Here is a 19289-nt window from a genome sequence, read left to right as displayed (position 1 = left end):
GGCCCGCCGTCGGCCTGCCCCTGTCGCGACGCTAGCGCGGGGCGACGTAACCCCCGGGCACGCCATGCGGCGACAGCACCAGCTGCCACAGCTGCGACTGGCGGGTACGGAAGGTCGCCATGGAACCGGCCAGGTAGAAGCGCCACATGCGCCGGAAGCGTTCGTCGTAGCGCGGGTCCAGCTGCGGCCAGGCGGCCTCGACGTTGTCGCGCCAGGCCTGCAGGGTGCGGTCGTAGTCGGTGCCGAAGTTGTGCCAGTCCTCCAGGACGAACGCGCCCTCCATCGCCGCGGTGATCTGCGCGGCCGACGGCAGCATCGAGTTGGGGAAGATGTAGCGCGCGATCCACGGGTCGGTGCGCTCGCGGCTGACATTGCTGCCGATGCTGTGCAGCACGAACAGGCCGTCCTCGTGCAGGCAGCGCCGCGCCACCTCGAAGAACGCGCGGTAGTTCTTGACGCCGACGTGCTCGAACATCCCCACCGACAGGATCGCGTCGAAGCGCTCGTCCAGCGCGTGGTAGTCCTGCAGGCGGATCTCCACCGGCAGGCCGGCGCACAGCCCGCGCGCGAAGTCCGCCTGTTCCTGCGAGATGGTGACGCCCACGCCCTCCACGCCATAGCGCTCGGCCGCGTACTTCAGCGCCTCGCCCCAGCCGCAGCCGATGTCCAGCACGCGCATGCCCGGGCGCAGGCCCAGCTTGCGGCAGATCAGGTCGAGCTTGGCCGCCTGCGCGGCATCGAGGTCGCGGGCCTCGCGCCAGTAGCCGCAGCTGTAGACCAGGCGGCTGCCCAGCATCGCCCGGTACAGGTCGTTGCCCAGATCGTAATGGCGCTTGCCGACCTCATAGCTGCCCTGCCCGGCCTGCAGGTTGAACAGCCGCGCCTTGAGCGCGTCCCAGACCTCGCCGCCGCCATGCACGCGCTCGTCCAGGCGTGCCGCCAGCAGCCGGGTGAGGAAGGCGTCCAGCGAGCGTGCCCGCCACCAGCCGTCCATGTAGCTCTCACCCAGGCCGAGCGATCCCTGGGCCAGCACCCGGGCATGGAAGCGCGGGTCGAGGATCTCGATGTCCTGCGGCCGGTCCCCGCCGGGAACGACGTCCGCCTCCTGCAACAGTCCCTCCACACGCCGTTGCACGCCTGCATCCATGGGTGGCCCTCCACGGTCTGGAAATCGGTCGTGCCCGCCGCGGCGCGGCGGGCTGACGGAGACCACGTTTGCACGGACCGCCGGCCATTGCCAGCCCGGGCGTGCCCGGCTCAGGCTCCGGCGAACAGCTCCCGGTAGTCGTCCGCCACGTACGGCAGCACCACCGCGGCCGGTACGTCCACCGTCTGGGTTCCGTCCGAGTACGGACCGACCTGGTAGGGCGGGAACACGAAGCGCAGCGCGGCGATCCGCCCGGCAGCGTCCATCACCGGCTGGAACTGGGCGAAGTTGGCCGCCTCCGGCGCGCTGCCCTCCGCGATCATCCGCGACAGGTTGCGCACCTGGTCCTGCTGCTCCTCCGGCGTCATCTCCTGGCTCTGCGCGCGGACCATGGCCTGCTCCAGCAGCTTGTCGCCGACGTACTCGCTGACCGCCTGCCAGCCCTTGGACGAATCGACCAGTGCCTGCACGGTGAGCATCCGCTGCTGCACCGGCAGCCACACGAAGCGCGCCACCAGCGGCTGCCCGTGGGCACCGCCGGTGTAGGTGCTGCCTTCGGCGGCGACCGCTACCACCTGCGGGGTATCCACCACCATGTCGAATGCCAGCGACAGTTCATAGGGGGCGGTCGGCTTGTCGTTGCCCAGTTCGTCGACCGCCTTGAGCAGCTCGGCACGGGCATGCTCGGCATACTCGGCCAGGGCCCGGGCCAGCCCCGGGTGCGCGTTGGCCGCCGGCGGATAGCTGATGCCGACCACGTAGCGCGGGGTCGTGTCGATGACATCCTGCAGCCCGGCGTCGGCCGCCGCGGCCGGCGCCTGCTCTCCGGGCGCAGCGTCCGCCGGCGTTTGGGCGTCCGCGCCGGCCGGTCCGCGGGCCTCGTCCTTGCCACAGCCTGCCAATGCGATCGCCACTGCCACTGCCAGCGCGCAGGCGCCCTGTCCGAACCTGTTCATGTCCTTTCCCTTGTCGATGGATCGCGCGTTGCCGCACGGAGCAAAACACCCTGGCGATTATCCCAGCAGGTCCGCGTATTCACCATGCCGCTGCATGAAGGCCGCGGCATAGGTGCACTCGGGGACGACCCGGGCCCCGGCCGTGCGCGCGTGCGCCAGCGCCGCGCGGGTCAGCCGGGCGGCGATGCCGCGTCCCCCGATGGCGGCGGGCACGCCGGTATGGGTGATCACCATCGCCCCGTCGCGCCAGGTGTAGTCGAGTACCGCGAGGTGTCCATCGACGTCGGTCGTGAAGCGCTCCGACGCGGCATCGTGCACCACGGCCGGCGGTGTGCGGTCTTCGTCGCTGCCCATTGCCCGTATCCCTGCCCTGTCCTCTGGTGCGGCCCATTGTGCCGGCGCGCGGTGCAGGCACGACGTGAAAGGTGCCCCGGCGAGGGACGCGGGTCAGCGCCCGAAGCGCGGGTTCATCAGCTGCTGCAGGAACACCTGCAGCACCTGCGGCTCCATGAACAGCAGGAACATCACCCCGAACGCGGCGCCGGCCAGGTGCGCGCTGTGGTTGATGTTGTCGCCGCCGCGCTTGTCCATCCACAGGCTGTAGCCCACGTAGAAGACTCCGTAGAGGATCGCCGGCGCGGGAATGAAGAACACGAAGATCAGCGACCACGGCGAGATCAGGATGAAGGCGAACAGCACCGCCGATACCGCGCCGGACGCGCCCAGGCTGAGGTAGTTGGGGTTCTTCTGGTTCTTCAGGTAGCTGGGCAGGATCGAGACCACCAGCGCCGACAGGTAGAACAGCGGATAGGTCCAGCGGTTGCCGGTCACCTGCAGCATGATCTGTTCGATCAGCCGCCCGAAGAAGAACAGCGTGACCATGTTGAACAGCAGGTGCGGGAGATCGGCATGGATGAAGCCGTAGGTCACCAGGCGGTCGTACTGGCGGTGGCGGTCCACCGCCGGCGGCCACAGGACCAGCCGGTCGGCCAGCTTGCGGTTGTTGAAGGCCAGCCACGACACCAGGCCGGTGATGGCGATCAGGAAAAGGGTTATCGGTCCTTGCATGCTCAGGCTGTCCGGTAGTTGTCGACCATCCTGTAGCGTCGCGCGTACAGGCCGAATGCCAGTGCCGCCAGGAAGGCGAAACCGGCGAAGAAGAACATCAGGAACGCCGCCTCGCTCAGGCCGGTGCCGGCGATCCGCGCGGTCACCGCCTCGTTGCGCACCGCTGCGTTGGACAGCAGTACCCAGAGGTTGCCGATGGTGGTGGTCAGGTTCCAGAAGCTCATGACTACCCCTTTCATCGATGCCGGCGCCTGGCTGTAGGCGAACTCCAGGCCGGTGGCCGAGACCAGCACCTCGCCGAAGGTCAGCAGCGCATACGGCAGGATCTGCCAGACGATGGACAGCGCGTCGCCGCCGTCCATCACCACCTGCAGGCCGCCCACCACCACCCAGGCCAGGCCGCTGAAGGCGATGCCGGCGGTCATCCGCCGCAGTGCGGTCGGCTCGATGCCGAAGCGGCGCAGCGCCGGGTACAGCACCAGGTTGTTGAAGGGGATCAGGATCATCACCAGCAGCGGATTCACGGCCTGCATCTGCGAGGCGGTGAACCAGGCGGGCATGGTCATCTGCTGGCCCTGCAGCACCCAGGTCGAGGCTTTCTGGTCGAACAGCGAGAAGAACGGCGTGGTCAGCGCGAAGATCACCAGCACCTTGAGTACCGAGCGCACGCCTTCCACCGCGGCGTCGGGATGCGTGCCGCGCGCGCGGTCCAGCTGCAGCATCGTGCCGCCGCCGACGCCGGCCAGCAGCGCCACCAGCGCCAGGCACAGGTAGATCACCACGCCCAGCCCGCCATCGCGCAGCCCGGCCAGGTCCAGCACCGCCAGCGCCAGCGCCCACAGCGCCAGGCCGGTGCCGGCCAGCGCCACCACCAGCCCCGCGTTGCCGCGCCCGGGCGCCCGCGCCAGCAGCGCGGTGCGCACCACGTTGGCGAACGAATGCGGGTCCTTGGGCGGCAGCGGCACCAGCACGTAGCGCCGGCGGCCCAGCCAGAACACGAAGGTGGCCACGAACATCAGGATGCCGGGAATGCCGAACGCCCATTGCGGGCCCAGGTTCTTCAGCGCCAGCGGGATCAGCAGCGAGGCGAACAGCGAGCCGAAGTTGATGATCCAGTAGAAGGCGTCGAACACGACCTTGGCCAGGTGCTTGTTCGACTGGTCGAACTGGTCGCCCATGAACGAGGCCACCAGCGGCTTGATCCCGCCGGCACCCAGTGCGATCAGGCCCAGCCCGAGGAAGAAGCCCTGGCGGCTGTCCTCGAACACCGCCAGGCACAGGTGGCCCAGGCAGTAGATCAGGCTGAACCACAGGATCGTGTGGTACTTGCCGAAGAAGCGGTCGGCCAGCCAGCCACCGAGCAGCGGGAAGAAGTACACGCCAATCATGAAGCTGTGCATGATGTCCTTGGCCTCGCCCGCGCGGCCGTCGGCGGTGAGCTCCTGCAGCAGCAGCGAGGTGATCAGGAACTGCACCAGGATGTTGCGCATCCCGTAGAAGCTGAAGCGCTCGCAGGCCTCGTTGCCGATGATGAAGGGAATCTGGCGGGGCATTCGGGCCTTGCCGGCGGGCGCTGTCGCCAAGCGGGTGTCGGTCATCTCTGGAGCGGTCCTGCGGTGCAAAGGAGGCAAGCGTAACGCAAGCTGCGCATCCCATCCGCCGCGCGGGGCCGCATCCACGGCCCGTAGACGCCGCGGCAGGCTACGATGGCGCCCTGTCCGAACGGGTTTCCGCAATGACGCGCTGGGCGTGCCTGGCTCTGCTGGCTGTATCGTTTGCCGTGGTGGCCGACCCTGTCGTGCCGGTGCTCAAGGTCGCCAGCCTGCGCCTGCCGCCGGACGCCGCGCAGTGGCGGCAGCAGCGCGAACGCATCCTGGAGCGGCTGGCGGACCTGCGCCCGGACGTGATCGCGGTGCAGGACGTGCAGCAATCCGCCGAGCGCCCCAACCCGGCCTGCTGGCTGGCCCGCCGGCTGAGCTACAGCTGCGACTTCATCACCGCCGATCCGCCCAGCCATGCCCTGCGCCGCGGCAATGCGCTCCTGGCCGGGCTGGACGTGCTGGAGGATGGCATCACCCTGCTGCACGGCCGCGGCGTGGCGACCGCCGCCGGCATGCAGCGTGCGCGCCTGGACCGCAAGGCGGTGAACATCTACATCGTCCGCATCGTCACCGGCGACGGCAACGACGGCATGCGCGCGCAGCAGGCCGCGGACCTGCAGGCATGGATCGGCGCGACCGACGCCGGCGAGCCTTCGCTGATCGTCGGCGAGTTCTCCGCGCCCACTGAGGAACTGGTGCGGCAGCTGCCGGGCTTCCAGCCTGCGCGCCGCAACCCGTCGTCGCGCCGCGAACGGCCGGCGATGGCCGCCGCACTGCGCGCGCATGGATTGGATGTGCTCTACCAGGTGCGCAACTTCGCCGACGTGGCCCAGCAGTCCATGGAGCTGCCCGCGGCCGCGGCCGGCCGTGCCCCGGAACGCTTCGGGGTGATGACCACGCTGAGCCTGATCGAACCGCCGCCGGCCGATCCCGCCGGGACCCTGAAACACTGAACACCGGGCGTCTGCGCCCGGCGTCCGTGTCGACCGCTCCGCAGGCGCGCCACGAGGGCGGCGCCTGCGACGGCGATGTTCAGGCCACCGCGGCCTGGTAGCGGCGCTCGACCTCGTTCCAGTCGATCACGTTGAAGAAGGCCGCGATGTATTCCGGACGGCGGTTCTGGTACTTCAGGTAGTACGCATGCTCCCACACGTCCAGGGTCAGGACCGGGGTGTTGCCGTCCATCAGCGGGCTGTCCTGGTTGGCGGAGCTTTCCACGACCAGCTTCTTGTCCGGGGTCACGCTCAGCCAGGCCCAGCCCGAGCCGAAGCGGGTCAGCGCGGCCTTGGTGAAGGCGTCCTTGAAGGCATCGAAGCCGCCCAGGTCGCTGTCGATGGCCTTGCCCACGCCGCCGACCGGGGCGCCACCGCCCTGCGGCGACATGACCGACCAGAACAGCGAGTGGTTGGCGTGCCCGCCGCCGTTGTTGCGCACCGGGCCCTGGAGGTTTTCCGGCAGCGACTTGGTCTTGCGCACCAGCTCGTCGATCGGCAGGTCGGCGTACTCGGTTCCTTCCACCGCCGCATTGACGTTGTTGACGTAGGTCTGGTGGTGCTTGGAGTAGTGGATCTCCATCGTAGCCGCGTCGATATGGGGTTCCAGCGCGTCGTACGCGTAGGGCAGCTTGGGCAGGGTGTAGGCCATGAGGAATCTCCTTGGAGGTATGCCTGGGTTCGTTATCCGGCGCATGCCGGATGGCGCACCGGCAATGGTAGGCAGGAAGCCGCAACTTACCAAGAGCGATGTAAAGGAAACTTCGTCCTGCCGTGTACACAACCGCAGGGGGCGGTGCCGCGCGGCCGGCGCGGGCACCGGTCCGCGTTCAAGAAACTCGCCGCACAGCGGCGATAATCGGGGCTCCGCACCTACAGGCCGTCCCCATGCGCAAACCGCTGCTCCTGCTCACCGCCGTGATCCTGCTGGTCGCCGGCCTGTGGGGCATGCGGATACTGCAGCAGCCGCCGGCACCGCAGTTCGCTCCGGTGGCGGCGCCTGCGGCGACCGTCGAGGACACGCCGCGTCCGGGCGCCACCGACCCGCTGCCCGCCTTCCTGCCGCCGGAAGCGCACGACACCCTCGCGCTGATCCTGCGCGGCGGGCCGTTCCCCCACCGCCAGGACGGCAGCGTGTTCGGCAACCGCGAACGGCGCCTGCCGCAGCGCCCGCGCGGCTACTACCACGAGTACACCGTGCGCACGCCCGGCCTGCCGCACCGCGGCACCCGCCGCATCGTCACCGGCGGCGATCCGCCCGAGGTCTGGTACTACAGCGACGACCACTACGAAACCTTCCGCGGCTTCAGGGTGCCCGCCGACGGAGGTGCGCGATGAGCGACAGCGGTTTCGACATGGGCCTGGAGGACCTCACGCGGGCCGGCGTCTACGCCGTGGCCTCGGGCGACCTGGGCGGCCTTGCCGCCGCCGCGCGCGACGCCGGGCTCAAGGTGCTGCGGGTGGACCTGGAGGCGTGCACCGACAAGCGTACGCTGCTGCTGCGCCTCGGCACCCAGCTCGACGTTCCTCCGGGCTGGGGGCGCAACTGGGACGCCCTGGCCGATGCGCTGGGTGACCTGTCCTGGCTGCCCGCCCGCGGCTATGCGCTGCTGTTCAGCGGCGCCGGCGACCTGCGCCGGGCCAGTCGCGGGGAATTCGACATGCTGCTGGACGTCCTCGCCGACGCCGCGGCCGGCTGGGCCGGTGACGGCACCCCGTTCTGGGCGTTCCTCGAACTGCCGGCCGCCGATGTGGAGGCCGGCGACGGCTGAGCCGGTACGCCTCAGGCGTCCGCCGCTCCCTTGAGTTCGATCGCATTGCCGTCCGGATCGGCGAAGTACAGCGAAGGCCCATCGCCTTCGGCCCCGAAGTTGCGCTCCGCCGGCCCTTCCGGGGTGCATCCGTGCCGCTGCAGGTGCGCGACCAGCGCCGCTTCGTCGAACGGTTCGATCCGCAGGCACAGGTGGTCGACATTGCGCGCGGCGGCACCCGGAGCATCGCCACCGCGGGCGCCCAGGCGCCCGTGCACGTCCACCAGGTCGATCATCGACGCCCCGGCGCGCAGGTGCGCCAGGCCCAGGTCCGCCCGCTGCCTGACCAGGCCGCAGCCGAGCACGTCGCGGTAGAAGGCGATGCTGCGCTGCAGGTCGCGGACGCGGAAAACCACGTGGTCGATGCGCAGCACGGAAAACGGCAGGTCCATCGCAGGCTCCAGGGGCAACCGGGACGATGCGGCCGCCTGCCCGGCGGCCGCGGGCGATTGTCGCATGCCCGCGCCGGCCCCTTCCTCCGTCAGCCTTCCAGTTCTTCCCAGCGGGCGTAGGCGGTATCCAGTTCGGCCTGCACGCGGGCCAGGTGCTGGGTGTGCGCGCTGACCTCGGCGCTGGAGCGGGTGTAGAACGCCGGGTCGTTCATCGCAGCGGTCAGGCCCTCCACGTCCAGCTCCAGGCGCTCGATCGTCGCCGGCAGCTGTTCCAGTTCACGGGTGTCCTTGAAGCTGAGCTTGCGCTTGGCCGGTGCCGGTGCCGGTGCCGCGGCGGCCGCGGGTTTGGCCGGCGCCGGCTTGCCGACAGGCACCGCGACGGCCATCGGCGGCCGCTGGCGCAGCCAGTCGCTGTAGCCGCCGACATACTCGCCCACCCTGCCCTGGCCTTCCATCACCAGGGTGGAGGTGACCACGTTGTCCAGGAAGTCGCGGTCGTGGCTGACCAGCAGCAGGGTGCCGGTGTAGTCGCCCAGCAGCTCCTCCAGCAGCTCCAGGGTCTCCACGTCCAGGTCGTTGGTGGGTTCGTCCATCACCAGCAGGTTGGACGGCTGCGCGAACAGCTTGGCCAGCAGCAGGCGGTTGCGCTCGCCGCCGGACAGGCGGGTGATCGGCGCGCGCGCGCGCTCCGGGGTGAACAGGAAATCCTGCAGGTAGGCGTGGACGTGCTTGCGCTTGCCGTTGAGATCGATGAAATCCGCGCCTTCGGCGACGTTCTCGATCGCGCTCCAGTCCTCGCGCAGGGTGGCGCGGTACTGGTCGAAATAGGCGATCTGCAGGTTGGTGCCCTGGCGCACTTCGCCGCTGTCCGGCTGCAGCTCGCCCAGCAGCAGCTTCAGCAGGGTGGTCTTGCCACTGCCGTTGGGGCCGATCAGGCCGATGCGGTCGCCGCGCAGGATGGTGGTGGAGAAATCGCGGACCATCGCCCGCTCGCCGAAGGCGAAGCAGACCTCCTTGATGTCCACCACCTTCTTGCCGGAGTGCTCACCGCCCGCCGCTTCCAGCCTGACGTTGCCGCCCAGCTCGCGGCGCTGGCCACGTTCGGCGCGCATGGCCTTGAGCCGGCGCACGCGGCCCTCGTCGCGGGTACGGCGGGCCTTGATGCCCTGGCGTATCCACACCTCTTCCTGCGCCAGCAGCTTGTCGAAGCGGGCGTTCTCCTGGGCCTGGGCATTCAGGCGTTCTTCGCGCCGGCGCTCGTAGTTGGCCCAGTCGCCCGGCCAACTGCTCACCTGGCCGCGGTCGATCTCGACGATGCGGGTCGCCAGCGCCCGCAGGAAGCGGCGATCGTGGGTGACGAACACCACGCAGCCGCTCCAGCCCTTGAGAAAGCCCTCCAGCCAGTCGATGGCCTCGATGTCCAGGTGGTTGGTCGGCTCGTCCAGCAGCAGCACGTCGGGGCCGGCCACCAGCGCCCGGGCCAGCAGCACCCGGCGCTTCATGCCGCCGGACAGCCGTTCGAACCCGGCCTCGCCGTCCAGCGCCAGCCGGGTGAGGGTCTCGGCCACGCGCTGCTCCAGCGCCCAGCCGTCGCCGCTGTCGATCTTGGCCTGCACGCGCGCCAGCGCCTCGCCGTCGAAGTCCGCGGCGCTGCTGAGCCGGTGGAACTCGGCGAGCCAGTCGCCCAGTTCGCCCAGGCCCGCGGCCACCACGTCGAACACGCTGCCGCCGGCACCGTGCGGCACCTCCTGTTCCAGCCGCGCGATGCGTACGCCGGGGGGCACCCGGACCTCGCCGTCATCCGGGCGCAGTTCGCCGGCCATCAGTTTCATCAGGGTGGACTTGCCGGCGCCGTTGCGGCCGATCAGCGCGATGCGTTCGCCCGCGTCGATCGAGAGGTCGGCTTTTTCCAGCAACAACGGGCCGCCGACGCTGTAGTCGACGTTCTGCAGGGTGATCAAAGGCATGCGCGCATTGTAGCGGGCGATGGCGTTGCGAATGCGCCCTCGCCGCCGGCCGCTTCAGCTGTCGGCGAAGACGTCCGCATCCAGCGCCAGCAGCCGGCGCAGGCTGCCCGGCACGCGCTTGCCCGGATGCCGCAGCACCGAGAGCGGGCGGCGCAGCGGCGGCAGCGGCGTGGCCAACGCATGCAGCCGCCCCAGCGCGAGCAGGTCGGCCACCGCGTGCCGCGACAGGCAGGCCAGGCCCAGCCCGGCCACCGCGCCCTGCTTGATCGCCTCGGTGCCGCCCAGCTGCAGCACATCGGCGAACCCGCCCAGGTGCGGCAGCAAGGCCTGTTCGGCCGCCTCGCGGGTACCGGAGCCGGGTTCGCGCAGCAGCCAGCAGGCATCGCGGAGCCGCGGCATGTCCGCACCCGCGCGCAGCGCGGCAGCCTGCGGATGGCGGTCGCCGAACACGATCAGCAGTTCATCTTCCCGCCAGGCCGCGACCTCCAGGCCGGGCGCGTGGCAGGGCCCCTCGATCAGGCCGATGTCCACTTCCAGGCCCAGCACCGCCTGGGCCACGTCGCGGGTGTTGCCGATGACCAGCTCGACGCGGGCATGGTCGTTGCCGGTGCGCAGGTCGGCGATCCGCCCCGGCATCAGGTAGTTGCCGATGGTGGTGCTGGCGCCGACCCGCCAGCGGACCGGCGCGCCGGGTTCGCCGGCGATGCGGAACCGGCGCTCGATGTCGTCCATGCCCGCCAGCAGGGCGCGTGCCTCCGGCAACAGGGCGCGGCCGTGGCCGTTGAGCACCAGCCGCCGCCCGATGCGGTCGAACAGCGGCAACCCGAGCACGCTCTCCAGCTCGCTCAGCGCTGCGCTCACCGCGGACTGCGACAGCCCGATCGCAGCGCCGGCGGCGGTGGTCGTTCCGGCTTCGGCGATGGCCGAGAAGATCTGCAGCTGGCGCAGTGAGAGGTGCACTCCTATCGATCCTGCAGGTTGTTTTTACCGATATTATCTGTTTTACGACTGATGAGGCCGGGGGCAGTATGGGCCACCCCCTGATAACCATCCGTCATGAACACCGCCACGCAAGGGCCGGCACCGGCCCGCACCGCCCGCCTGCCCGGACTGTTGCTCGCCGCGGCCGTCGCCGCCCTCTCGCTCTGGCTCGGCGCCCTGCCCTGGCTGCAGGCGCAGGGCCTCAGTGCACTGACCCTGGCCATCGTGATCGGCATCGTCCTGGGCAACACCGTCTACGCCCCGCTGGCGCCCCGTGCGGCGGCCGGCGTCGGGTTCGCCAAGGCCACCCTGCTGCGCGCCGGCATCGTTCTGTATGGACTCCGGCTGACCCTGCAGGACATCGCCCAGGTGGGCCTCGCCGGTGCGCTGATCGATGCCCTGGTGCTGTGTTCCACCTTCGCCCTGGCATGGTGGCTGGGACGCCGGCTGCTGGGCCTGGAACGCGACACCGCCCTGCTGATCGGCGCTGGCAGCGCCATCTGCGGCGCCGCCGCGGTGATGGCCGCCGAGCCGGTGGTCAAGGGGCGCGCCGAGCAGGTCGCCGTGGCCGTCGCCACCGTGGTGGTGTTCGGCACGCTGGCGATGTTCCTGTATCCGCTGCTCTACCACTGGGGCGTGGAGGCCGGCTGGATGCCGCTGGATGCCGCCGGCTTCGGCGTGTTCACCGGCTCCACCGTGCACGAAGTGGCCCAGGTGGTGGCCGCCGGCCGTGCCATCGGCGCCGGCACCGCCGACACCGCGGTGATCACCAAGATGGTCCGGGTGATGATGCTGGCGCCGTTCCTGCTTGGCCTGTCGGCCCTGCTCGCGCGCGGGCGCGCCGAGGGCGGCCGGCGCACGGCGATCGCCGTGCCCTGGTTCGCGTTCGGGTTCATCGCCATGGTCGGCTTCAATTCGCTGGGCTGGCTGCCGGCGCCGCTGGTCGCGCTGCTGGTCGACCTGGACACGGCGCTGCTGGCGATGGCGATGGCCGCCCTCGGGCTGACCACGCATGCCTCGGCCCTGCGCCAGGGTGGCGTACGGCCGATGCTGCTGGCCCTGCTGCTGTTCGTCTGGCTGCTCGGCGGCGGCTTGCTGATCAACCTCGGCGTGCAGGCGCTGGTCTGAGGCGGCGTGCCACCGGAGGCGCACGGCGCACCGGCATCTGCGAAAATACGGCATGACCGATTTCTCCTCGCTGCCGCTGTCGCCGGCACTCGCTCCCGGCATCGACGCGCTGGGCTATACCGCCATGACCCCGGTACAGGCGCTGAGCCTGCCGCCGATCCTGGACGGGCGCGACGTGATCGCCCAGGCCCCCACCGGCAGCGGCAAGACCGCCGCCTTCGGCCTGGGGCTGCTCCACCGGCTCGATCCGGCCACCCTGCGCACCCAGGCGCTGGTGCTGTGCCCCACCCGTGAACTGGCCGACCAGGTCGGGCGGCAGCTGCGCAGGCTGGCCACCGGCATCCCCAACCTCAAGCTGCTGGTGCTGACCGGGGGCGTGCCGCTGGCGCCACAGCTGGCCTCGCTGGCGGCGCACGATCCGCAGGTCGTGGTCGGCACCCCCGGCCGTGTCCAGGAGCTGGCGCGCAAGCGTGCGCTCAACCTCGGGCAGGTGCGCTGCTTCGTGCTCGACGAGGCCGACCGCATGCTCGACATGGGCTTCGAGGAACCGATCCGCGAAATCGCCGGGCGCACCCACACGGAGCGCCAGAGCCTGCTGTTCTCGGCGACCTTCCCCGAGGAGATCCGTGCGCTGGCCCGCGCCCTGCTCGACGACCCGGTGGAAGTCACCATCGACGGCCAGCAGGAAGCCCCGGCCATCCAGCACCGGTTCTTCGAGGTCGACGCCGCGCACCGGCAGAAAGCGCTGGCCGGCCTGCTGCTCAAGTACACGCCCGAATCGGCGGTGGTGTTCTGCAACACCCGCAAGGACGTGGACGAGGTGGCCAACTCGCTGCGCCAGTTCGGCTTCTCCGCACTGGCCCTGCATGGCGACATGGAGCAGCGCGACCGCGACGAGGTGCTGCTGCAGTTCTCCAACCGCAGCTGCAACGTGCTGGTCGCCAGCGACGTGGCCGCACGCGGCCTGGACGTGGAAGACCTGGCCGCGGTGGTCAACTACGAGCTGCCCGGCGACCTGGACAGCTACCGCCACCGTGTCGGCCGCACCGCCCGCGCCGGCCGCAGCGGCCTGGCGCTGAGCCTGGTCGCCGGCCGCGAACGCCACCGCGCCGAGGCGCTGGAAGCGGCCGAGGGCAGCGCCCTGGACTGGCAGAAGACGCCGCTGGCCACCGCGCGTCCGGCGCAGTTGCCGCAGGCGGCGATGGCCACGCTGCGCATCGACGGCGGCAAGACCGACAAGCTGCGCGCCGGCGACATCCTCGGCGCGCTCACCGGCGAGGCGGGGCTGTCGGGCAAGGCCATCGGCAGGATCGACATCTTCCCCACCCGCTCCTACGTGGCCATCGCCCGCGAACAGGCCGGCAAGGCGCTGGCGCGGCTGGAAGCCGGAAGGATCAAGGGAAAGCGTTTCCGCGTGCGCAAGATGTAGCGCCGGCACCCGGCGGCGTGGCGCGCGCCCTGCACGATCGCGGGGAACGCCCCGCCGCACTCCCCGCGCCGGGACCGGACTGTCAGCGCTGCGGCCGGCGCGGGGCTCCTCCGCGCGGCGCGGTACCCGGCCCCGGCGGGAGCGCCAGGCGGCGGCCGCACGGGTCGATGACCGGCCTCATGAGCGCATGCCGAGCCAGATGACCGCTTCCGTGGCTGCGGCCACGACCGGCGACAGGCCCCGCGGCCAGAACCGGTCGCCCTGGAGGTGGCCGGCCGAGCAGTCATGGTGCTGCTGCTCCTCGGCGACGATGGCCGAGATCGCCACGACCGCCGCCGGATCGTCGTCTTCCAGGAGTGCGAGCTGCTGCTCCAGGTGCCGGAGCACCACGCTCTCGACCGCGACGGTCGTTGCTGAAATGGCGCCGCTCCCGAACAGCCCGGTGATGAGGCCGAGGACGCGCCCGCCAACGCCGCACAGCCAGTAGCTGCGGCAGCGCGGACGCCCCCGGCGCCGCAGTTCCTCCGCGAAGATCGCGCGATGCCTCTGTTCATGCGCACGGAACTCCCGGAGTTCATCGACCATCCCGGGGGCGGTAAGCCGCGCCATGAAGAGCTGGCCGCTGTAGATGTTGACTGCGCCATGTTCGCCGGCGTGGTCGACCTTGAGGATGCGGTCTCCCAGCCCACAGGTCGCTGGCGTCCGCGGCGTCCGCGTCATGGGCTCCATGCGCTCAGTACACCAGCGTCGCCAGCAGCGGCAGGCCGTCGGGCCAGCGCCGGCGGCCACCCAGCGCCTGCAGTTCCACCAGCACCGCCGCGCCCAGCACGTCCACCTCGAGCTGCCGTGCCAGCAGCAGCGCCGCCGCCAGCGTGCCGCCGGTCGCCAGCACGTCGTCGACCAGCAGGGTCCGCGTACCGGCGGCCACCGCACCGGCACAGACCTCGATGCGGTCGCTGCCGTACTCCAGCGCGTAGTCCTGCACCAAGGTGGCCCCGGGCAGCTTGCCCGGCTTGCGCAGCGGCACGAAGCCGGCGCCGAGTTCCAGCGCCAGCGCGGCGCCGAGGATGAAGCCGCGGGCCTCCACGCCCAGCACCGCCTGCACCCCGGCGTTGCGCCAGGGCGCGGCCAGCGCCGCGACCGCGGCACGCAGGGCGGCGGCATCGGCCAGCAGCGGCGTGATGTCCTTGAAGTGGATGCCGGGCCGGGGAAAGTCGGCCACGTCGCGGAGCGTACGGGACCAGTCGGGGAGCGTGGGGGGCGTATCGGGCATGCGCGGAATGTCTCAGGAGCTGCAGGAAAGCATCGAACAGCCGGCGCGCTCACGCGCCCAGTCCGGACGCCGCTGCGCGAACGCCTCGCGGCCGGGCTGCTCGTCGCAGGGGTGGCGCATCACCTCCAGCAGGTCGGCGATGCCGGCCGGGTCGCCCTGCTCGGCGCGGTCGATGGCCTGCTGCACCAGCCAGTTGCGCAGCACGTACTTGGGGTTGGCGGCCGCCATCTGCCGTCGCCGCACCTCGCCGGGAAGCGCGGCATCGCGCACGCGCGCCGCGTACTGATCCAGCCATGCCAGCAGGTCCGGCATCACCTCGGCACGGCGCGCGGGCGAATAGAAGGCCGCCTCCAGCGTGCCCGCATCCGCTTGCCGCGGATCGACGCCGGCCAGGCCGCGGAAAGCCAGGGTCATGTCCATCTCCCCGCGTTGCAGCAGCTCTTGGAAGCGCGCCATGAGCGCCTCGTCGCCCTCGCGGCATGCGTCCAGGCCGAGTTTGGCCACCAGGTGCGCGCGCTCCTCGTCGGCCTGCCGCGCCCGGAAGGCGTCCAGCCCCGCCTGCAGCGGTCCGGCCTCCCCGAATACCGGAGCCAGCGCCTGGGCCAGCCGTACCAGGTTCCAGTACGCGACCTGCACCTGGGCGCCGAAGCGGTAGCGGCGGTCCTGGGCATCGGTGGTGTTGGGCGTCCAGTCCGGATCGTAGTCCTCCACCCAGCCGTACGGGCCGTAGTCGAGGGTCAGGCCCAGGATGGACATGTTGTCGGTGTTCATCACCCCGTGCACGAAGCCGACCCGCATCCACTGCGCGACCATCGTCGCGGTGCGCGTGCAGACCTCGGCGAACCAGTCGGCCCGGCGCGATGGGCCCGCCGCCAGGTGCGGGAAGTCGCGGTCGATGCAGACGTCCACCAGGCGCTGCAGCAGGGCCTGCTCGCCACGCGCGGCCGGCAGTTCGAAGCTGCCGAAACGCAGGAACGACGGCGCCACCCGGCACACCACCGCGCCCGGTTCGGCCTGCGGCCGGCCGTCGTAGAACATGTCGCGCACCACGCGCTCGCCGGTCGCGACCAGGCACAGGGCGCGGGTGCTGGGCACGCCCAGATGGTGCATGGCTTCGGAACACAGGAATTCGCGGATCGACGACCGCAGCACCGCCCGGCCGTCGGCGCCACGCGAATAGGGCGTCGGGCCGGCGCCCTTGAGCTGCAGCTCCCAGCGCCGGCCATCGGCCAGCAGCTCGCCCAGCGAGATCGCCCGGCCGTCGCCCAGCTGCCCGGCCCAGTGTCCGAACTGGTGCCCGCCATAGTTGGCCGCCCACGGCTGCATGCCCGGGTACAACGCATTGCCGCCGAACACCTCGGCGAATGCCGGTGCGTGCAGGCGCTGCGCGGAAATGCCCAGCAGCGCCGCCACCTCCGGCGAGTGCGCCAGCAGCCGCGGCGCGGCGACCGGCGTCGGCGTCACCGGCGACCAGGCTGCGCCACGCACCTGGCGCCGTCGCGCTCCCTGCTCCGGGTCGCCGGGCAGCTCGCGCAGGAAACGGTTGTCGAAAACGAGTGCTGTCATCGGCCAAGCATAGGGGCTGGGATGGAAAACGGCCTGCGCCTCCGGGCGCCCTGCCGCGCCACGGGCCGGGGGCAGGCATAAAAAAACGCCGGAAGCAGAAGCTTCCGGCGTTCTGGACAACAGATGGCGGACGGATTAAACCGGCTGCACCTGGTCGGCCTGCATGCCCTTCTGGCCCTGGACGGCCACGAAGGTGACCTTCTGGCCTTCCTGCAGCGACTTGAAGCCGGTGCCCTGGATGGCGCGGAAGTGCACGAAGAGGTCGGGGCCGCTTTCCGGGGTGATGAAACCGAAACCCTTGGCATCGTTGAACCACTTCACCGTACCGGTCTGACGTTCAGACATTACTAACTCCTGGAACTATTGAATAGGAAATCGCAGCCACCGGGATCGGGGCCGAGACTGAGTTGCAGGCGTTGGTAAAACGGAACGATGCGCGGATCAGTCAGATCAGCTGCATCAGGCCACGATTCACGGTGACCCTTGCAAGCACAGTGGGGCGAAAGATACGCGGCTTTCCGCCAAAAAGCGACAAATACCGTACGTATTTTTGAAGCAGGCCTCCGTTGGCGGCAACATTCCCGGTGAATTCATCGACTTGCCGGGATTCGCCGGTCGCGGCGCAGAGCGTTTTCCGGGCCCGTGACGATAGACTGCGCGGCATGGACGCCTCTTCCGCCCCCCCGGCCCCGCGCATCTGGGTCGATGCCGACGCCTGCCCCGCGGTGATCCGCGACATCCTGTACCGCGCCGCCGAGCGCACCGCGACCGAACTGGTCCTGGTCGCCAACCGCTGGCTGCAGACCCCGCCCTCGCGTTTCATCCGGGCGCTCCAGGTCGCCGGCACGCCCGATGCGGCCGATGACGCGATCGCCGAACGGGCCGCCGCCGGCGACCTGGTGATCACCCAGGACATTCCGCTGGCGGCGCGCGTGCTGGACAAGGGCGCGGCGGCCCTGGCCCCCCGCGGCGAGCCGTTCAGCGCCGACAGCATCGCCGAGCGCCTGTCGGTGCGCGACTTCATGGCCGAGCTGCGGGGTGCCGGCGTGGCGACCGGCGGCCCGCCCAGCCTGCATGCCCGGGATCGCCAGGCGTTCGCCGCGCGCCTGGACCAGTGGCTGGCCCGGCGACGCTGAAGCGCGCCGCCCGTGCCCGGCCCCGCACAGTAGAATGGCGGTCTTTGTCCGGGGATCCCGATGGCCCTTACCGCCACCATCCGCAAGGCCGAACTGCAGATCAGCGACATGGACCGCGGTTACTACGCGAACCACCACCTGACCCTGGCCCAGCACCCCTCCGAGACCGACGAGCGCCTGATGGTGCGCCTGCTCGCGTTCGCGCTGAATGCCGACGAGCGCCTGGAGTTCGGCCGCGGCCTGAGCACCGACGACGAACCGGACCTGTGGCAGCACGACTACACCGGCGACATCCTGCAGTGGATCGACCTGGGCCACCCGGATGAATCGCGCGTGCGCAAGGCCAGCAACCGCAGCCGCCGGGTGCAGCTGGTCAACCACGGCGGCAACGCCTCGGACCTCTGGTGGCAGAAGCAGGGCAAGGGCCTGGCCCGCTTCGGCAACCTGTCGGTGCTCGACCTGGACGCCGGTTTCGTCGAGCGCTGGGGCCAGCAGATCCAGCGCGCCATGCGCTGGAGCGTGCTGATCCAGGATGGCGAAGTACAGATCCTCAACGACCAGGTGCAACTGGACGTGGTCCCGGTCTGGCGCAAGCGCGCGGCGGACTAGGCGCATGGCGACTCCCCCGGGCATGGCTCCCCGGCACTGCGACGTGCTGGTGATCGGTGCCGGCGCTGCCGGGCTGATGTGTGCGCTCACCGCCGGCCAACGTGGTCGTGCCGTACAGGTGGTCGACCATGCCAACCGGGCCGGCAAGAAGATCCTGATGTCCGGCGGCGGCCGCTGCAACTTCACCAATACCGGCACCAGCGCCGGCAACTTCCTTTCGGCCAACCCGCATTTCTGCAAGTCGGCGCTGGCGCGCTATACGCCGGCCGACTTCATCGACATGGTCGAGCGGCACCGCATCGCCTGGCACGAGAAGGAGCTGGGCCAGCTGTTCTGCGACGAGTCCTCCAAGCAGATCGTGCGCATGCTGCTGGAGGAGTGCCAGCAGGCCGGCGCCCAGGTCCGCACCGGCTGTACGGTGGAGAGTGTCGAGCGCGGGACCGACGGTTTCCGCGTGCGCACCTCGCAGGGCCTGTTCCAGAGCGCCTCGCTGGTGGTCGCCAGTGGCGGCCTGTCCATTCCCAGCATGGGCGCCAGCGGCTTCGGCTACGAGCTCGCCCGGCAGTTCGGCCATGCGCTGCTGCCCACCCGTGCCGGGCTGGTGCCGTTGACCCTGAGCGGCAAACACCAGGAACGCTTCGCCGACCTCAGCGGCGTGGCACTGCCGGTGGAGGCGCACTGCAACGGCCAGCACTTCCGCAACTTCATGCTGCTCACCCATCGCGGCATCAGCGGCCCGGCGATCCTGCAGATCTCCTCGTACTGGCAGCCCGGCGACGACCTGCGCCTGGACCTGCTGCCGGGGCGGGACGCCGCGGACTGGCTGCAGCGGATGAAGCGCGAGCGCGGCGCCTCGGCGCTGCGCACGGTGCTGGCCGACGTCCTGCCCAAGCGCCTGGCGCAGCGGCTGTGCGAACACTGGCTGCCGGACCGGGCGCTGCGCCAGCTCGACGAGCCGGCACTGGCGCAGGCGGCCGCCCTGCTCTCGCGCTTCCCGCTGGTGGCCAGCGGCACCGAGGGCTACCGCACCGCCGAGGTCACCCTGGGGGGCGTGGATACCGCACAGGTGTCCTCGTCGACCCTGGAGTCGCGCCGGGTGCCGGGGCTGTATTTCGTCGGCGAGGTGCTGGACGTGACCGGTTGGCTGGGCGGCTACAACTTCCAGTGGGCCTGGGCATCCGGGCATGCCGCCGGCGGCGTCGCCTGAGTCCCTCCCGCGCGTTGGCGGACGCC

21 protein-coding genes are annotated in these 19289 nt (G+C 70.7%); 8 read left to right on the top strand and 13 right to left on the bottom strand.

What is annotated here, in order from left to right; genetic code table 11:
• Positions 1-31: 31 nt before the first annotated feature.
• The 5 genes from cfa to K5L01_RS03800 form a co-directional block, all read right to left on the bottom strand.
• Entirely contained in the window at positions 32-1147 is a 1116-nt protein-coding gene (cfa, locus tag K5L01_RS03820; RefSeq protein WP_250062088.1) for a cyclopropane fatty acyl phospholipid synthase, read from the bottom strand.
• Positions 1148-1257: 110 nt separating this feature from the next.
• A complete protein-coding gene (locus tag K5L01_RS03815) occupies positions 1258-2103 on the bottom strand; it encodes a DUF3298 and DUF4163 domain-containing protein (RefSeq protein ID WP_250062086.1) in 846 nt (281 codons plus the stop codon).
• A 57-nt stretch (positions 2104-2160) separates the two neighbouring features.
• Positions 2161-2457: a GNAT family N-acetyltransferase gene (locus tag K5L01_RS03810; protein WP_250062084.1), complete on the bottom strand. Its 297-nt coding sequence runs from the start codon at positions 2455-2457 to the stop codon at positions 2161-2163.
• Between the two features lie 93 nt (positions 2458-2550).
• Positions 2551-3171: a rhomboid family intramembrane serine protease gene (locus K5L01_RS03805; protein ID WP_250062082.1), complete on the bottom strand. Its 621-nt coding sequence runs from the start codon at positions 3169-3171 to the stop codon at positions 2551-2553.
• A gap of 2 nt (positions 3172-3173) precedes the next feature.
• On the bottom strand, positions 3174-4769 hold the full coding sequence (locus K5L01_RS03800) for a POT-type proton-dependent oligopeptide transporter (RefSeq protein WP_250062080.1): 1596 nt from the start codon (positions 4767-4769) through the stop codon (positions 3174-3176).
• 185 nt (positions 4770-4954) lie between these two features.
• On the opposite strand from K5L01_RS03800, the gene K5L01_RS03795 reads away from it, so the two are divergent.
• Positions 4955-5725, top strand: coding sequence for an endonuclease/exonuclease/phosphatase family protein (locus K5L01_RS03795; protein WP_250062078.1), 771 nt, complete (start codon positions 4955-4957; stop codon positions 5723-5725).
• A 79-nt stretch (positions 5726-5804) separates the two neighbouring features.
• Here the strand turns inward: K5L01_RS03795 and K5L01_RS03790 are convergent, their stop codons facing one another.
• A complete protein-coding gene (locus K5L01_RS03790) occupies positions 5805-6416 on the bottom strand; it encodes a superoxide dismutase (RefSeq protein WP_250062076.1) in 612 nt (203 codons plus the stop codon).
• A 236-nt stretch (positions 6417-6652) separates the two neighbouring features.
• On the opposite strand from K5L01_RS03790, the gene K5L01_RS03785 reads away from it, so the two are divergent.
• Entirely contained in the window at positions 6653-7102 is a 450-nt protein-coding gene (locus K5L01_RS03785; RefSeq protein WP_250062074.1) for a guanyl-specific ribonuclease, read from the top strand.
• Positions 7099-7536 (top strand): barstar family protein, encoded by a 438-nt coding sequence (locus K5L01_RS03780; RefSeq protein ID WP_250062072.1) that lies wholly within the window; start codon positions 7099-7101, stop codon positions 7534-7536. The genes K5L01_RS03785 and K5L01_RS03780 overlap by 4 nt, the downstream gene beginning before the upstream one ends.
• 11 nt (positions 7537-7547) lie before the next feature.
• On the opposite strand, the gene K5L01_RS03775 is transcribed toward K5L01_RS03780, so the two are convergent.
• The 3 genes from K5L01_RS03775 to K5L01_RS03765 form a co-directional block, all read right to left on the bottom strand.
• Positions 7548-7967 carry a VOC family protein gene (locus K5L01_RS03775; RefSeq protein WP_250062070.1) on the bottom strand — a complete coding sequence of 140 codons (420 nt, stop codon included), beginning with the start codon at positions 7965-7967 and terminating at the stop codon, positions 7548-7550.
• A gap of 89 nt (positions 7968-8056) precedes the next feature.
• Positions 8057-9934 (bottom strand): ATP-binding cassette domain-containing protein, encoded by a 1878-nt coding sequence (locus tag K5L01_RS03770; protein ID WP_250062068.1) that lies wholly within the window; start codon positions 9932-9934, stop codon positions 8057-8059.
• 54 nt (positions 9935-9988) lie between these two features.
• On the bottom strand, positions 9989-10894 hold the full coding sequence (locus K5L01_RS03765) for a LysR family transcriptional regulator (RefSeq protein WP_250062066.1): 906 nt from the start codon (positions 10892-10894) through the stop codon (positions 9989-9991).
• Positions 10895-10990: 96 nt separating this feature from the next.
• Here K5L01_RS03765 and K5L01_RS03760 point away from each other — a divergent pair, with 96 nt between their 5' ends.
• Positions 10991-12043, top strand: a complete 1053-nt coding sequence (locus K5L01_RS03760) for a YeiH family protein (RefSeq protein ID WP_250062064.1) — start codon at positions 10991-10993, stop codon at positions 12041-12043.
• A 52-nt stretch (positions 12044-12095) separates the two neighbouring features.
• The gene (gene dbpA / locus K5L01_RS03755) at positions 12096-13472 is read left to right on the top strand and encodes an ATP-dependent RNA helicase DbpA (RefSeq protein ID WP_250062062.1); all 1377 of its coding nucleotides are present in this window, start codon (positions 12096-12098) and stop codon (positions 13470-13472) included.
• Between the two features lie 177 nt (positions 13473-13649).
• Here dbpA and K5L01_RS03750 read toward each other — a convergent pair whose 3' ends face one another.
• From K5L01_RS03750 to K5L01_RS03735, 4 genes are all read right to left on the bottom strand, one after another.
• Positions 13650-14201, bottom strand: a complete 552-nt coding sequence (locus tag K5L01_RS03750; protein WP_250062060.1) for a demethoxyubiquinone hydroxylase family protein — start codon at positions 14199-14201, stop codon at positions 13650-13652.
• 4 nt (positions 14202-14205) lie between these two features.
• Positions 14206-14745 (bottom strand): adenine phosphoribosyltransferase, encoded by a 540-nt coding sequence (locus K5L01_RS03745; protein ID WP_250062058.1) that lies wholly within the window; start codon positions 14743-14745, stop codon positions 14206-14208.
• 12 nt (positions 14746-14757) lie between these two features.
• Complete coding sequence (locus tag K5L01_RS03740; protein WP_250062056.1) at positions 14758-16311, bottom strand: protein adenylyltransferase SelO; 1554 nt, start codon at positions 16309-16311, stop codon at positions 14758-14760.
• A gap of 135 nt (positions 16312-16446) precedes the next feature.
• Positions 16447-16656 (bottom strand): cold-shock protein, encoded by a 210-nt coding sequence (locus K5L01_RS03735; protein WP_250062053.1) that lies wholly within the window; start codon positions 16654-16656, stop codon positions 16447-16449.
• Positions 16657-16973: 317 nt separating this feature from the next.
• Here K5L01_RS03735 and K5L01_RS03730 point away from each other — a divergent pair, with 317 nt between their 5' ends.
• Genes K5L01_RS03730 through K5L01_RS03720 form a run of 3 tightly spaced genes read left to right on the top strand, consistent with a single transcriptional unit; the run spans position 16974 to position 19263 of the window.
• Entirely contained in the window at positions 16974-17447 is a 474-nt protein-coding gene (locus tag K5L01_RS03730) for a YaiI/YqxD family protein (RefSeq protein WP_250062051.1), read from the top strand.
• 60 nt (positions 17448-17507) lie between these two features.
• Positions 17508-18056 (top strand): YaeQ family protein, encoded by a 549-nt coding sequence (locus tag K5L01_RS03725; RefSeq protein ID WP_250062049.1) that lies wholly within the window; start codon positions 17508-17510, stop codon positions 18054-18056.
• 22 nt (positions 18057-18078) lie between these two features.
• On the top strand, positions 18079-19263 hold the full coding sequence (locus tag K5L01_RS03720; RefSeq protein WP_250063451.1) for a BaiN/RdsA family NAD(P)/FAD-dependent oxidoreductase: 1185 nt from the start codon (positions 18079-18081) through the stop codon (positions 19261-19263).
• The last annotated feature ends 26 nt before the right edge of the window (positions 19264-19289 follow it).

The organism is Stenotrophomonas mori, assembly GCF_023556335.1.
GTDB lineage: Bacteria > Pseudomonadota > Gammaproteobacteria > Xanthomonadales > Xanthomonadaceae > Stenotrophomonas > Stenotrophomonas mori.
This window is presented reverse-complemented; position numbering and strand designations above follow the sequence as displayed.

Bases quoted from the DNA above. Each gene is read 5' to 3' on its own strand.
- K5L01_RS03800 (WP_250062080.1), bottom strand. From the start codon at position 4,769: ATGACCGACACCCGCTTGGCGACAGCGCCCGCCGGCAAGGCCCGAATG.
- K5L01_RS03740 (WP_250062056.1), bottom strand. From the start codon at position 16,311: ATGACAGCACTCGTTTTCGACAACCGTTTCCTGCGCGAGCTGCCCGGC.
- K5L01_RS03745 (WP_250062058.1), bottom strand. From the start codon at position 14,745: ATGCCCGATACGCCCCCCACGCTCCCCGACTGGTCCCGTACGCTCCGC.
- K5L01_RS03770 (WP_250062068.1), bottom strand. From the start codon at position 9,934: ATGCCTTTGATCACCCTGCAGAACGTCGACTACAGCGTCGGCGGCCCG.
- K5L01_RS03810 (WP_250062084.1), bottom strand. From the start codon at position 2,457: ATGGGCAGCGACGAAGACCGCACACCGCCGGCCGTGGTGCACGATGCC.
- K5L01_RS03775 (WP_250062070.1), bottom strand. From the start codon at position 7,967: ATGGACCTGCCGTTTTCCGTGCTGCGCATCGACCACGTGGTTTTCCGC.
- K5L01_RS03730 (WP_250062051.1), top strand. From the start codon at position 16,974: ATGGACGCCTCTTCCGCCCCCCCGGCCCCGCGCATCTGGGTCGATGCC.
- K5L01_RS03780 (WP_250062072.1), top strand. From the start codon at position 7,099: ATGAGCGACAGCGGTTTCGACATGGGCCTGGAGGACCTCACGCGGGCC.
- dbpA (WP_250062062.1), top strand. From the start codon at position 12,096: ATGACCGATTTCTCCTCGCTGCCGCTGTCGCCGGCACTCGCTCCCGGC.
- K5L01_RS03725 (WP_250062049.1), top strand. From the start codon at position 17,508: ATGGCCCTTACCGCCACCATCCGCAAGGCCGAACTGCAGATCAGCGAC.
- K5L01_RS03720 (WP_250063451.1), top strand. From the start codon at position 18,079: ATGGCTCCCCGGCACTGCGACGTGCTGGTGATCGGTGCCGGCGCTGCC.
- cfa (WP_250062088.1), bottom strand. From the start codon at position 1,147: ATGGATGCAGGCGTGCAACGGCGTGTGGAGGGACTGTTGCAGGAGGCG.
- K5L01_RS03735 (WP_250062053.1), bottom strand. From the start codon at position 16,656: ATGTCTGAACGTCAGACCGGTACGGTGAAGTGGTTCAACGATGCCAAG.
- K5L01_RS03750 (WP_250062060.1), bottom strand. From the start codon at position 14,201: ATGGAGCCCATGACGCGGACGCCGCGGACGCCAGCGACCTGTGGGCTG.
- K5L01_RS03815 (WP_250062086.1), bottom strand. From the start codon at position 2,103: ATGAACAGGTTCGGACAGGGCGCCTGCGCGCTGGCAGTGGCAGTGGCG.
- K5L01_RS03805 (WP_250062082.1), bottom strand. From the start codon at position 3,171: ATGCAAGGACCGATAACCCTTTTCCTGATCGCCATCACCGGCCTGGTG.
- K5L01_RS03760 (WP_250062064.1), top strand. From the start codon at position 10,991: ATGAACACCGCCACGCAAGGGCCGGCACCGGCCCGCACCGCCCGCCTG.
- K5L01_RS03790 (WP_250062076.1), bottom strand. From the start codon at position 6,416: ATGGCCTACACCCTGCCCAAGCTGCCCTACGCGTACGACGCGCTGGAA.
- K5L01_RS03785 (WP_250062074.1), top strand. From the start codon at position 6,653: ATGCGCAAACCGCTGCTCCTGCTCACCGCCGTGATCCTGCTGGTCGCC.